13 protein-coding genes are annotated in these 11310 nt (G+C 68.5%); 6 read left to right on the plus strand and 7 right to left on the minus strand.

Annotation, left to right across the window (positions count from 1 at the left end):
- The 5 genes from VFG33_RS32930 to VFG33_RS32950 all read right to left on the minus strand — a co-directional run.
- Window positions 1-243 (minus strand): hypothetical protein (locus VFG33_RS32930; protein ID WP_325056904.1); only part of this gene is annotated, 243 nt, incomplete at its 3' end.
- Between the two features lie 119 nt (window positions 244-362).
- Entirely contained in the window at window positions 363-1514 is a 1152-nt protein-coding gene (locus VFG33_RS32935) for an L-histidine N(alpha)-methyltransferase (RefSeq protein ID WP_325056905.1), read from the minus strand.
- Window positions 1515-1618: 104 nt separating this feature from the next.
- Window positions 1619-1819: a cold-shock protein gene (locus VFG33_RS32940; RefSeq protein ID WP_325056906.1), complete on the minus strand. Its 201-nt coding sequence runs from the start codon at window positions 1817-1819 to the stop codon at window positions 1619-1621.
- A 118-nt stretch (window positions 1820-1937) separates the two neighbouring features.
- A complete protein-coding gene (locus tag VFG33_RS32945) occupies window positions 1938-2117 on the minus strand; it encodes a hypothetical protein (protein WP_325056907.1) in 180 nt (59 codons plus the stop codon).
- Window positions 2114-3478, minus strand: a complete 1365-nt coding sequence (locus tag VFG33_RS32950; RefSeq protein WP_325056908.1) for a PspC domain-containing protein — start codon at window positions 3476-3478, stop codon at window positions 2114-2116. The genes VFG33_RS32945 and VFG33_RS32950 overlap by 4 nt, the downstream gene beginning before the upstream one ends.
- 193 nt (window positions 3479-3671) lie before the next feature.
- Here VFG33_RS32950 and VFG33_RS32955 point away from each other — a divergent pair, with 193 nt between their 5' ends.
- On the plus strand, window positions 3672-5123 hold the full coding sequence (locus tag VFG33_RS32955) for a PspC domain-containing protein (protein ID WP_325056909.1): 1452 nt from the start codon (window positions 3672-3674) through the stop codon (window positions 5121-5123).
- Window positions 5120-5761, plus strand: a complete 642-nt coding sequence (locus tag VFG33_RS32960) for a response regulator (RefSeq protein WP_325056910.1) — start codon at window positions 5120-5122, stop codon at window positions 5759-5761. Before VFG33_RS32955 ends, VFG33_RS32960 begins: the two co-directional genes overlap by 4 nt.
- Here the strand turns inward: VFG33_RS32960 and VFG33_RS32965 are convergent, their stop codons facing one another.
- Entirely contained in the window at window positions 5762-6556 is a 795-nt protein-coding gene (locus VFG33_RS32965; RefSeq protein ID WP_325056911.1) for an IclR family transcriptional regulator, read from the minus strand. It abuts the gene before it with no gap.
- A gap of 150 nt (window positions 6557-6706) precedes the next feature.
- On the opposite strand from VFG33_RS32965, the gene pcaH reads away from it, so the two are divergent.
- The 4 genes from pcaH (at window position 6707) to VFG33_RS32985 (ending at window position 10464) form a co-directional block, all read left to right on the plus strand.
- Entirely contained in the window at window positions 6707-7423 is a 717-nt protein-coding gene (pcaH, locus tag VFG33_RS32970; RefSeq protein WP_325056912.1) for a protocatechuate 3,4-dioxygenase subunit beta, read from the plus strand.
- On the plus strand, window positions 7416-7946 hold the full coding sequence (gene pcaG / locus VFG33_RS32975; RefSeq protein WP_325056913.1) for a protocatechuate 3,4-dioxygenase subunit alpha: 531 nt from the start codon (window positions 7416-7418) through the stop codon (window positions 7944-7946). Before pcaH ends, pcaG begins: the two co-directional genes overlap by 8 nt.
- 3 nt (window positions 7947-7949) lie before the next feature.
- Window positions 7950-9047, plus strand: coding sequence for a bifunctional 3-oxoadipate enol-lactonase/4-carboxymuconolactone decarboxylase PcaDC (gene pcaDC, locus VFG33_RS32980; RefSeq protein ID WP_325056914.1), 1098 nt, complete (start codon window positions 7950-7952; stop codon window positions 9045-9047).
- 94 nt (window positions 9048-9141) lie between these two features.
- On the plus strand, window positions 9142-10464 hold the full coding sequence (locus VFG33_RS32985) for a C1 family peptidase (protein ID WP_325056915.1): 1323 nt from the start codon (window positions 9142-9144) through the stop codon (window positions 10462-10464).
- A gap of 67 nt (window positions 10465-10531) precedes the next feature.
- Here the strand turns inward: VFG33_RS32985 and VFG33_RS32990 are convergent.
- On the minus strand, window positions 10532-11310 hold a 779-nt coding region (locus tag VFG33_RS32990), incomplete at its 5' end, for an alpha/beta fold hydrolase (protein ID WP_325056916.1).

Here is an 11310-nt window from a genome sequence, read left to right on the forward strand (position 1 = left end):
CTCGGCCTCGGCCGTCAGGCGTTCGACGAAGATGCCGGTGAGCCCCGCGACCAGGGTGAGTGAGTTGACCGCCGGTTCCCAGCGACTGTTGTCCGGCCAGAAGAACCAGATCACCCCGAGCACGAACGCGAGCGCCAGCAACCCATAGCTGACAGCCGTCACGACCGTACGCCGGTACGCAGCCCAAGTGGTGTTCCCCGAGGTCGACCGCAGCACCTTCGACAACACCCGCAGCCGAGCCAACGCCCGCACCCGAGCCCGAGCAAGCCCTCGCCTGTCAACCGCTGGAGGGTCCCCTGCGCCTGGCGTCCCCGGGCTGCTCGCGCTCGCAGTACCAGGAGGTGGTTCGCGCGGGGATTCGGTCATCGGTTCCAGATGTCGTCAGCGAGGGTGGGGAGGGTTTCCTTGACCGCGCCCGGGGCGAGCAGGAGCAGGTCGAGACCGAAGGGGCTCGGCCGGCGGGTGTGGCGGAACTGGGAGTAGGCGTGCTCGACCGGGATCAGGTCGCAGGCCTCGGTGAGTTTCTTCAGCCGCTCGGTGGAGAACTTGCGGGTGGTGTAGAGCAGGATCGTGTCCTCTTCGTCCAGCACCACCTCGGTGTGGTCCGGCAGGCCCATCACGATCGGCTTGCCGGTGTTGTTCTTCCAGACGATCTTGACCCGCAGCGCGTCGTCGCTCTCGACCTCGCCGCGGAAGTCGAGCCGGTCGTTGTCGATCTTCAGATCGGTGTTGTACCGCAGCGCGCTGGTGACGAACTCGGCGAACGCGCGGGTCTGGTGGTACTCGTCCGCCGCCTCCTTGGCCGCCGCCTGGTCGAGCCGGCTGGTGCTGGCGACCTCCAGCAGCAGCCGGTCCTGCGGGCGCAGTACCCGGGTGATCGTGGCGAGGATCTCCTGGTCGCTCTCGAAGTTGGCCAGGGTGTTGCCGGTCAGCGTGTAGAGGATCGGCTCGGCACCGACCAGTCGGGCCAGCATCTGGCCGAGCTCTTTCATGTTGTCCGGGATCGAGAAGTCGAGCTGGACCGGCAGCACCTGCGCCACCGGGAACCTTGCCCCGCGCACCGGTTCCAGGCTGCCCATCCGGAGCATCTCCGAGCTCATGTCCACCGGGATGTAGAACATCGTCGGGTTCAGCCGGTACAGGTCCTCGAGGATGGTGCGGTCCTTGACGCCGGTACCGACCCCCAGGCTGACGAAGTGGAAGCCGCCGTCCTCGACATGCGGGCGGACCCTGCGCCAGTGCCGCAGGAACGACTCCGCGCCGGCCTTCATCACCAGGTAGAAGGGGTCGTTGGTGGCGTTCGCCCAGGCGATGGTCGGGCCGATGCCCCAGTAGGAGAAGCCGGAGGTGATCTGCTTGCCGTCGCCGGTCCTGGAGAACGGGCCGCGCAGATCACCGGTCAGCGTCGCCAGTTTGTCCGTCTGGTCCTCGCCGACGAGCAGCAACGACCAGGCGAAGTCGTCGTCGGCGAGCGCCTGCTCGAGCTTCCTGATCACATGAACCGGCTCGGTCACGTCCTAACCCCTCCCACAGGTGTTGGGTCAGGTTATCGGTTGCCCACGCTCCGCGCAGGTAAAGAAAAGCCCTGCCCGGGTCGGGGCGGGCCACAGGTCCTGGGTCAGACCGCCTTGACGGCGTCGGCCTCGCGGCCCTTGGGGCCGTCGACCACCTCGAACTCGACGTGCTGGCCGTCCTCGAGCGTCTTGTACCCGTCGGAGACGATCTTGCTCCAGTGGACGAACACGTCGTCCTGCCCGTCCACGGCGAGAAAGCCGTAGCCCTTGTCGGCGTTGAACCACTTCACGGTGCCGCGCACCATCGGAACTCCCGTTACCTTCAACGGGGCCCGCTCACTCGGGCCCCTCGGGTGCCCGTCCGTCCGGCGAACCGGTCCGGCGAGCGGTCCACAAGACTAGCCCAGCCGGTACTGCGCACCTTCAGTTGCGGTGGGAGGCGGCCAGGCCGACGATGCCGGCGGCCACCAGCAGCAGGGCGGCGGCGACGCCGAGGTCGTCGGTCGGGACGACGCCGTTGTCGTTCAGGAGGTAGATGGTGGCGGCACCGGTCAGGACGGTGCCGGCGATGATGCCGGGCACGTCCGGCTTCGTCTTCTTCATCCGCGCTCCACTCTGATGCTGCCGAGCTTGAGGCCGACGTCCAGGGTGACCGACTGTGGCCCGGCCTTGGCGTCCGCGCCCAGGTTGTTGGTCAAGGACACTTTCGCATCAGGTCCGCTGTTCCGCTGGTCCAAGCCGATGACCTCGCCCAGCTGGGCGGTCAGGGTGGCGTTGACGTCGACGTTCTGCGGCACCTTGATGACCACCTCGCCGAGGCCGCCGTCGACCACGATCTTGGCGCCGGGCGCGAAGGTCGCCTTGGTCAGGTCCAGGTGCAGTGCGCCGCCGTCGAAGGTGTAGTTCGAGGTGGTGATCGGCTTGTCCGCGGCGGTCGCGACGATGTTCGTGTCGGTGAACTCGCGCGGGAAGGTCGGGAAGACCGTGCTCACGGCGATCCCGACCGCGAGCAGGATGCCGAGCGGCAGCAGGGCCAGCGTGCGTCCGAGGAAGCCGCCGAACAGCATGCCGAGCCCGAGAGTCGCCAGCCCGATCACCAGCATCAACGAGGTCGGGGCGCCTGCCAGCCAGGCGATCGCGATGGCGATTCCGGTCAGCGCCACCACGGCCGACTTCACCCCGCGGTATCCCTTGACGGGCGGGGCCGCCGGACGCTTGGCCGGAGCCCCGGTGGCCGGCTCGTCGACGTACAGGCCGAGGGGGTCGTCCTCGGTCCACACAGGCTGGACCGGTTCGACGGTGCGGTCCTGGGGGCGCTGTGTGGCCGAGGACGACGGGCCCGTCGGGGGAGCTGACGGGCCGGTCTGGGTGGGGTTCGGAGCTGTTGGCTGGTACTGCGCGGCAGGCGCGGCGCCGGTCTGGTTCGTCGAGCCCGGCTGGCCGCTCCAGTTCGGGGGCGTGCCGGTCCAGTTGGTGCCCTGGCCGGACCAGTTGGTGGCGTTGTGACGGCGGAAGCGCCGCGAGCCGCGGCCCTTCCGGCGGAACACGAACAGCCAGATCAGCCCCAGCACGATCAGTGGCCCGGGCACCAGCCGGCCGAAGTCGAACGAGGACATCATCGCGATCGCGGCGAACACGCAGATCCCGATCACGACGGGCCAGACCCACGGGTGGTCGGGCTTGACCCGGCCGCCGAGCAGCCCCTCCGCGGCCGAGCGGTCCGAGCCCTCGTCCGGCATCAGCACCCAGGCGGCGGCGTAGAAGAGCAGCCCAGGCCCCATCAGGGCGAGAACGCCCATCACGACGCGGACCAGCACCGGGTCGATGTTCAGCGCGCGGCCGATGCCGCCGCAGACGCCTGCCACCATCCGGTCGGACCGGCTCCGCCGCCAGCTCTGCACGTCCTTGAGCCGGCTGGCATCGAATCCTCCAGCCGGTCCAGGGTCGTTCGGGTTCTGCTCCATGACCTCGATGGTGTCCCCTTCCGGCCCCGCGCAACATCGGGGATCCCCCTCTGGTGACCCTTGTCGACCCCGCCGGTGCGGACCGGTCGGGGTTCTCCCCGGTGGAACCCTGAGTGGTCGCGGGGGCGGCTGAGGTGACGACAGGGGAGAAGCCTGCTGGTGTGGGCCCGGTCCGCATGTGACGATCAAGGGGATGACACAACCAGCCGCTGCCGCGCCCACGGGCGGATCCCCGGTTCCCGGGGCTCCCCCCGCGCCTCCGCACGGCTCCGGGCAGGCTGGCTATCAGGCGGGCGGCTCCCCGCCGAGCGGTTCCTACGCCGCGCCTGGGGCGTATGGGTACGGGTCTGCTGGGCCGCAGCTGCCGCCGGGACCCGGCTACGAACCACCGCCCGTACGGCGGGCCTACCGTCGTGCCGAGGGGCGCGTGGTCAGCGGAGTGGCCGGTGGTATCGCGGACCACCTGGGCGTGTCCGACACCGTCGTCCGACTGGTTTTCATCGCTGCGACTGTCTTCGGCGGTTTCGGTGCACTCATCTACGCCGCCCTGTGGTTCCTGATGCCGCTGGCGGCTCCGACCGTGCCGGCCGCACCTGGTCTGGCGGCTCACACCCGCGGCGGCCTCCGCTCGGACCAGCCACCGCCGATGACCGAGAGCAAGGCCCGCAAGCGGGAGAAGAGCCGTGGTCAGGTGACCGCACTGGTCGTCGTCGGCATCGGTGTACTGCTGCTGCTGAATGTGGCCGGCTTCGGCGTCGCAGGGAAGATGTTCTGGCCGCTGGTGTTCGCCGGGACCGGTCTGGCGCTGATCTGGCGGCAGGCGGATGAGGGTCAGAAGGCAGCCTGGACCAACAAGGCGCCCACACTCGGTCTGCTGTTGGGCAAGGGCGGGCTGAAGTCCGTCATCCGAGTTGCTGTCGGCCTGATTCTGATCGGGACCGCAGTCACGGTGTTCCTGGTGCAGAACAACCGGCTGTCCATGGTCGGCGACGTACTGGTCGCGCTGCTGCTCGCAGTGGTCGGCCTGGGCGTTATCGCTGGGCCGTGGGTGCACCGGCTGAGCAGAGACCTCAACGCGGAGCGTGGCGAGCGCATCCGGTCGCAGGAACGTGCCGACATGGCCGCACACCTGCACGACTCGGTGCTGCAGACGCTTGCGCTGATCCAGAAGCAGGCGAACGACCCGCGGGCCGTAGTAAAGCTTGCCAGGTCGCAAGAGCGCGATCTGCGGTCCTGGCTGTACGACGAGGACGACACCACCGACCAGACGTTGTCGGGCGCGGCCAAGCGGGCTGCTGCCGAGGTGGAGGACTCTCACGGAGTACCGGTCGAGGTGGTCACGGTCGGGGACTGCGAGCTGACCGAGGGGTTGTCCGCGATGGTGCGGGCCGCCCGGGAGTCGATGGTGAACGCCGCCAAGCACTCCGGAGCTGACAAGATCGATGTGTTCGTCGAGGTGGACGGGGACCGGGCGGAGATCTTCGTCCGGGACCGCGGCAAGGGGTTCGACACTGACGGCGTGCCGGAGGATCGGCTCGGCCTGCGACACAGTGTGATGGGCAGGATGGAACGGCACGGCGGCCGCGCAACGGTGCGGTCCGATCCGGAGACGGGCACCGAAGTGCGACTGGAGATGGACAGATGAGCCAGAGGCGGGTAGTCGTCATCGACGACCACGACATGTTCCGCGCCGGAGTACGCAGCGAGATCGGCACCGCGGTGGAGATCGTCGGCGAGGGTGCCGATGTGGACAGCGCGGTGAAGGCGATTGTGGCGACCGAGCCCGACGTCGTGCTGCTCGACGTGCACCTGCCCGGCGGCGGTGGCACCGAGGTGATGAAGCAGGTGCATCAGCGGCATCCGGAGGTCAAGTTCCTGGCGCTGTCGGTGTCCGACGCGGCCGAGGACGTGATCGGCGTGATCCGGGCCGGCGCTCGTGGTTACGTCACCAAGAACATCAGCGGCACCGAACTGGTGGACGCGATCGGGCGGGTGGCCGACGGCGACGCGGTGTTCTCGCCGCGGTTGGCCGGGTTCGTGCTGGACGCGTTCTCCGGGGCGATCGACATCGCGTCGGTGGACGAGGACCTGGACCGGCTCTCGCAGCGGGAGCGGGAGGTACTGCGGCTGATCGCCCGCGGCTACGCGTACAAGGAGGTCGGCAAGGCGCTGTTCATCTCGGTCAAGACCGTCGAGACCCACGTGTCCGCAGTGCTGCGCAAGCTGCAGCTGTCCAACCGCCACGAACTGACCCGGTGGGCCACGGATCGTCGCCTGGTCTGACTAGTCGGAGCGCCACGGGGCCGACGTACGGCGGACCGATTTGGGGAGCCCGGTCGCGCTGGGGGCGCCGAGTACGCGGGAGATGCCGCGGGCGGCTGCTTTGACCAGTGGGACCAGGGTCAGCGGATCTTGTTCGCCGTACGGGACGACCGTCGAGATGGCAGCCGTCACGGTGTCGTCGGGTCCGTGCACGGGCGCGGCGATGGACACGCTGATCTCCTCTAGCGCGCGGTCGCTGATCACGTAACCGTCGCGGCGGATGTCCGCCAGTTTCCGGCGGAGTGGTTCGCCCTCGGCGATGGTGTGGCTGGTGAACCTCTTCAGCGGACCGGTGATCACCGACTCCTGCAGTTCGTGGCCGGCGTGGGCCAGCAACACCAGGCCGACCCCGGTCGCGTGCAGCGGCAGCCGCCCGCCCACTCGCGTGAACACGTGCACCGCCTTCCGGCCGGAGATCCGCTCGAGGAACACGGCCTCGCCACCATCCAGTACTGCGAGTTGCGCGTGCTGGCGAGTCGCCTCGAAGACGTCCTCCAGGAACGGCATCGCGCTCTCCCGCAGGCCGAGTCCGCGCGGCGCGAGTGCCGCGATCTCCCACAACCCGAGGCCGATCCGGTACCGCCCGTCTTCGTCCTTCTCCAACGCCCCGCCCCGGAGCAGTTCGTGGACGAGCCGATGCGTGGTGGTCAGGGGGAGTTCGGCGCGACGGCTGATCTCGGACAAGGTCTGCACCGGAGTGCGGTGAGTGAACGTCCGCAGTACGGCGAACAACCGCGCCCCCACACTCTCCGTCACCCACCCCATTCTGCCCCCACCCTTCCACTCACCGGAAACCCCCACCCCCACGATTGCCTCTCCCTGAGACGCTTGCGTCCGAAGAAGTGGAGGGACGTCTCGCCAGTTCTTCGGACGCAAGCGATGGTGGAGTCACGTGGAGGTCGGGAGATGACGGTGGGGCAGTACGGGCTGGATCCGGTGGGGACACATCCGCCGTACGACGTACCGGAGTACGGGAGCACGGCGCTGCGGCATCCGGGGCGGGACCTGAAACTGCTGCCGCAGCGGTTGACCGAGCTCTCCGGGCCGGTGCTGGGGGAGGACCGGCCCGCGCCGGGCGACGACGACCTCACGAGCTGGGACGGCGGCGAGGCGGTCGGGCAGCGCGTGGTCGTGCACGGGCGCGTGCTGGACACCACCGGCAAACCGCTGCCGAACGCGCTGGTCGAGGTCTGGCAGGCGAATGCTGCCGGGCGGTACCGGCATCCGATCGACCAATGGCCGGCGCCGTTGGATCCGCACTTCGCCGGGGCCGGGCGTACGCTGACTGATGCCGATGGCAACTACCGGTTCACCACCATCCGGCCGGGCGCGTACCCGTGGAAGAACCACCCGAACGCCTGGCGGCCGGCGCACATCCATTTCTCGTTGTTCGGCCGGGCCTTCACACAACGCCTGGTCACCCAGATGTACTTCCCGGACGACCCGCTGTTCTTCCAGGATCCGATCTTCAACTCCGTGCCGGACGAGAAGGCGCGGCAGCGGCTGGTCTCGGAGTACGACCATGACGCGACCGTGCCGTTCTGGGCGCTCGGGGTGAAGTTCGACATCGTCCTGCGCGGCCAGGAGGCGACCCCCTTCGAGACGGAGCCCGATGATGACTGACCTGCTGGGCAGTACGCCGTCGCAGACCGTGGGGCCGTTCCTCGCGATCGGGCTGGACTGGGCGGATGGTCCCGAGTTGGTGCCGGACGGTACGCCGGGCGCCGTCGTGCTGACCGGGTCCGTCGTCGACGGGGCCGGTGAAGTCGTTCCCGACGGCATGGTGGAGATCTGGCAGGCGGATCCGTCCGGGAGGTTCGGGGCCTCGACGGACTTCCGCGGTCTCGGCCGGTCGATGACGGATGCGAGCGGTACTTACTGGTTCCGCACTTTGTTGCCGGGGGCCACAGATGACGAGGCGGCGCCGTACATCGCCGTCTCGATCTTCGCGCGCGGTCTGCTGAAGCACCTGGTGACCCGGATCTACCTGCCGGACGAGGTCGCCGTGAACGCGGCCGATCCGGTACTGCGGACGCTGGACGACTCGGATCGCCGGGCGCTCACGGCGAGGTGGGACGGCGATGGACGACTGGTGTTCGACATTCGCCTGCAGGGTCCCGGCGAGACCCCGTTCTTCGAGGTCTGAGGGATGATCCGGACGGATGGGCCCGCGGAGGCGCCGGCGCTGGTGTTGCTGAACTCGATCGGCTCGACCGGCGAGATGTGGGATCCGTGCGTGGGGGCGCTCGCAGAGTCGTTCCGGGTGATCCGGTTCGATACCCGTGGGGGCGCGTCGATCGAGGAACTCGGGCTCGAGGTTGTCGGCGTACTGGATGAGCTGGGGCTGGATCGCGTCCACCTGGCCGGGTTGTCGCTCGGCGGGATGGTCGGGATGTGGTTGGCGGCGCATCACCCGGCGCGGATCGGCCGGTTGGCCTTGCTGTGTACGTCGGCGTGGTTGCCGCCCGCGGAGTACTGGCTGGAACGGGCCGCGACCGTGGAGCGCGAGGGATTGCAGGCGATCTGGCCGCGGGTGTCGAGCGTCTGGATCACGCCGGACCTGACCGCGGCGGATCCCGGGTTGGTGGCGAAGTTGGAGCAGATGTTCCTCGGGGTCTCGGCGCCGGCCTATGAGGAGAGTTGCCGGGCGATCGCTGGGATGGATCTGCGGGCTTCGCTGGCGCGGATCAGTTCGCCGACGATTGTGGTGAGCGGCATACGGGATCCAGCCACGCCGCCGGAGCATGGGCAGGCGATCGCCGCGGGGATCGCCGGGGCGAGGTTCGAGGTGGTCGATGCGGCGCATCTCGCGACGGTGGAGCAGCCGGGGCGGATCGTTCAGCTGTTGCTGGAGCATTTCGGGGCGGGCGCGACGCTGTCGGCGGGATTCCGGACTCGGCGGGCGGTGCTCGGGGATGCCCACGTGGACAGGGCTGTCGCGGCGAGCACCGAGTTCTCCGCGCCGTTCCAGGACTTCATCACGAGGTCTGCGTGGGGCGACGTGTGGTCGCGACCCGGCCTGTCCCGCCGCGACCGCTCGATCGCCACGCTGTCCGCGCTGGTGACGCTGGGCGCGGAGCACGAGCTCGCGATGCACGTCCGAGCCGCGGTCAGGAACGGCCTCACGCCTGACGAAATCGGCGAGATCCTCCTCCACACCGCCCTGTACGCCGGGCTACCACGCGCCAACCGCGCCATCACCCTCGCCCAGCAGGCGCTCGCGGATGGTGGACTTACGGAGGGCTAGCGGGGTCAGGGCGTGGCGAGTTGTGGACAGGGCACAGATTCGCCATGCCGACAGGGGCGCAGCGAGCTTTGCCGCTGTTATACCGTCGTTTCCTATGGAGCGGAATCTCACAACCGAACAGCTCGCGCTCTTCGAGAAGGAGTTCGCATCGAACCCGCAGTACCGGGTGATGCAGAACGCCGTCACGGAGACGCCGATTGCCAAGATCGCCCTGGATCGCCAGGTCGTCACCGGGATCGACCATTCCGTGTCGAACCTGCTGGACGACTGGAAGGTGACGAACCAAAAGAAGAGCGGCCGCTGCTGGCTGTTCGCCGGCCTGAACCTGCTCCGGGTCGGCGCGGCGAAGAAGCTGAACGTCAAGGACTTCGAGTTCTCCCAGAACTACCTGCTGTTCTGGGACAAGTTCGAGCGGGCCAACTTCTTCCTCGAGGCGATCATCGAGACCGGCGGCCGCGACGTCGACGACCGGACCGTCGCGCACCTGCTGTCCGACCCGATCGGTGACGGCGGCCAGTGGAACATGTTCGTCGCGCTGGTCCGCAAGCACGGGCTGGTGCCGAAGACGGCGATGCCGGAGACGGAGAGCTCGTCGGCGACCGCTCAGATGAACAACACGCTCCGCCAGTTGCTCCGCCAGGGCGCCCGCGACCTGCGGGAAATCGATGACGTCGAGTCGCAGCGGGCCCGCAAGGGGGAGCTGCTGACCACGATCCACCGGGTGCTGAGCATCCACCTGGGGACGCCGCCGCAGAAGTTCCTGTGGCAGTGGAAGGACAGCGACAAGGGTTTCCACCGCGACGGCTGGACCACGCCGGCCGAGTTCGCGGCGGAGTACGTGACGCTGCCGGTGGACGACTACGTCTGCCTCGTGCACGACCCGCGCGAGTCCAGCCCGACCGGCAAGACCTTCACCGTCGACTACCTGGGCAACGTGATCGACGCGCCGCCGGTGGTCTACCTGAACGTCGAGATCGACCTGATCAAGAAGCTCGCGCAGGACTCCATCGTCAGCGGCGAGCCGGTCTGGTTCGGCTGTGACGTCGGGCGGCAGATGTCGGCGGATCTCGGGTTCTGGGACGCGAAGCTGTACGACTACGGGTCGGTCTACGACACCGAGTTCAAGCTGGACAAGGCAGAGCGGCTGGTGCACCACGAGACCCTGATGACGCACGCGATGCTCTTCACCGGCGTCGACCTGGTGGACGGCAAGCCGCGCCGCTGGCGGGTGGAGAACAGCTGGGGCGACGAGAAGGCGGACAACGGCTTCTGGACCATGAACGACTCGTGGTTCGCCGAGCACGTCTTCGAGATCGCCGTACGCCGCTCCGCGCTCCCGGCCGACCTCCAGGCCCGCCTGGACGACCAACCCATCGTCCTCTCCGCCTGGAACCCCATGGGCGCCCTCGCCGACTGACTTTCCTCTCAGCGCTTACGTCCGAAGAACCTGAGGTCATAGCCTCAGGTTCTTCGGACGTTGTGTTTCAGCTGAGCGCGTTGCGGACGAGGTCGACGCCTTCCGCGGGGCGTTCGAGGGTGGGGAGGTGGCCGGCCCAGGGGAGTTCCACGTGCTCGACGTCCGGCAGGGATCCCACCAGGTACGCCGCCGAATCGTGGAAGAACCGGAAGTCGTGCGCCCCTGTGAACAGCTTCACCGGCGCCGTGATCAGCTCCGGCCGAACCTCATAGTCCTCGTTCTCGACGTCGCCGGCCGCGATCTGTACCTCGAACGCCCGCTTCTGCATCACTCGGACCAGCTCGCGCGCCTCGTCGTCCGCCTCCGGCCCCAGCCAGCTCCGCACGTTCAGATCGGTAGCGCCGTCCACATCGTCCGCGTCGAGCAGCCGGTCCTCCTCCGCGCCGAAGGCCAGCAGATCGTCCGTCCTCGGCAGCGTGAACACCGGCGGTGCGAGCAGCACCAGCCGACTGAACCGCTCCGGCGCCCGACTCGCCGCCTGCAACACAACATTCGCCCCGTACGACGCCCCGACCACCGCCACCTGGTCGAGCCCCAACTCATCCAGAAGATCCAGCAGATCCCCGGCATCCGAGTATTTCGCCCCAACCTCCAGCGGCGTCTCCCCGTACCCCCGCAGATCCGGCGCGATCACCCGATGATCCCGCCCGAGATCCGCCAGTTGCGGCCCCCACATCCGCGCATCACAAACCCCGGCATGCACCAGAAGCACAGCCGCCCCATCCCCCACCACCACGTACCGAATCAAGTCCATCCCCGGAGCATCGCCGCCCCACCGCCCCCACC

This window comes from Kribbella sp. (assembly GCF_035687465.1).
In the GTDB taxonomy this organism is placed as follows: Bacteria; Actinomycetota; Actinomycetes; order Propionibacteriales; family Kribbellaceae; genus Kribbella.

Bases quoted from the DNA above. Each gene is read 5' to 3' on its own strand.
- VFG33_RS32960 (WP_325056910.1), top strand. From the start codon at position 5,120: ATGAGCCAGAGGCGGGTAGTCGTCATCGACGACCACGACATGTTCCGC.
- pcaG (WP_325056913.1), top strand. From the start codon at position 7,416: ATGACTGACCTGCTGGGCAGTACGCCGTCGCAGACCGTGGGGCCGTTC.
- VFG33_RS32955 (WP_325056909.1), top strand. From the start codon at position 3,672: ATGACACAACCAGCCGCTGCCGCGCCCACGGGCGGATCCCCGGTTCCC.
- pcaDC (WP_325056914.1), top strand. From the start codon at position 7,950: ATGATCCGGACGGATGGGCCCGCGGAGGCGCCGGCGCTGGTGTTGCTG.
- VFG33_RS32950 (WP_325056908.1), bottom strand. From the start codon at position 3,478: ATGGAGCAGAACCCGAACGACCCTGGACCGGCTGGAGGATTCGATGCC.
- pcaH (WP_325056912.1), top strand. From the start codon at position 6,707: ATGACGGTGGGGCAGTACGGGCTGGATCCGGTGGGGACACATCCGCCG.
- VFG33_RS32985 (WP_325056915.1), top strand. From the start codon at position 9,142: ATGGAGCGGAATCTCACAACCGAACAGCTCGCGCTCTTCGAGAAGGAG.
- VFG33_RS32940 (WP_325056906.1), bottom strand. From the start codon at position 1,819: ATGGTGCGCGGCACCGTGAAGTGGTTCAACGCCGACAAGGGCTACGGC.
- VFG33_RS32945 (WP_325056907.1), bottom strand. From the start codon at position 2,117: ATGAAGAAGACGAAGCCGGACGTGCCCGGCATCATCGCCGGCACCGTC.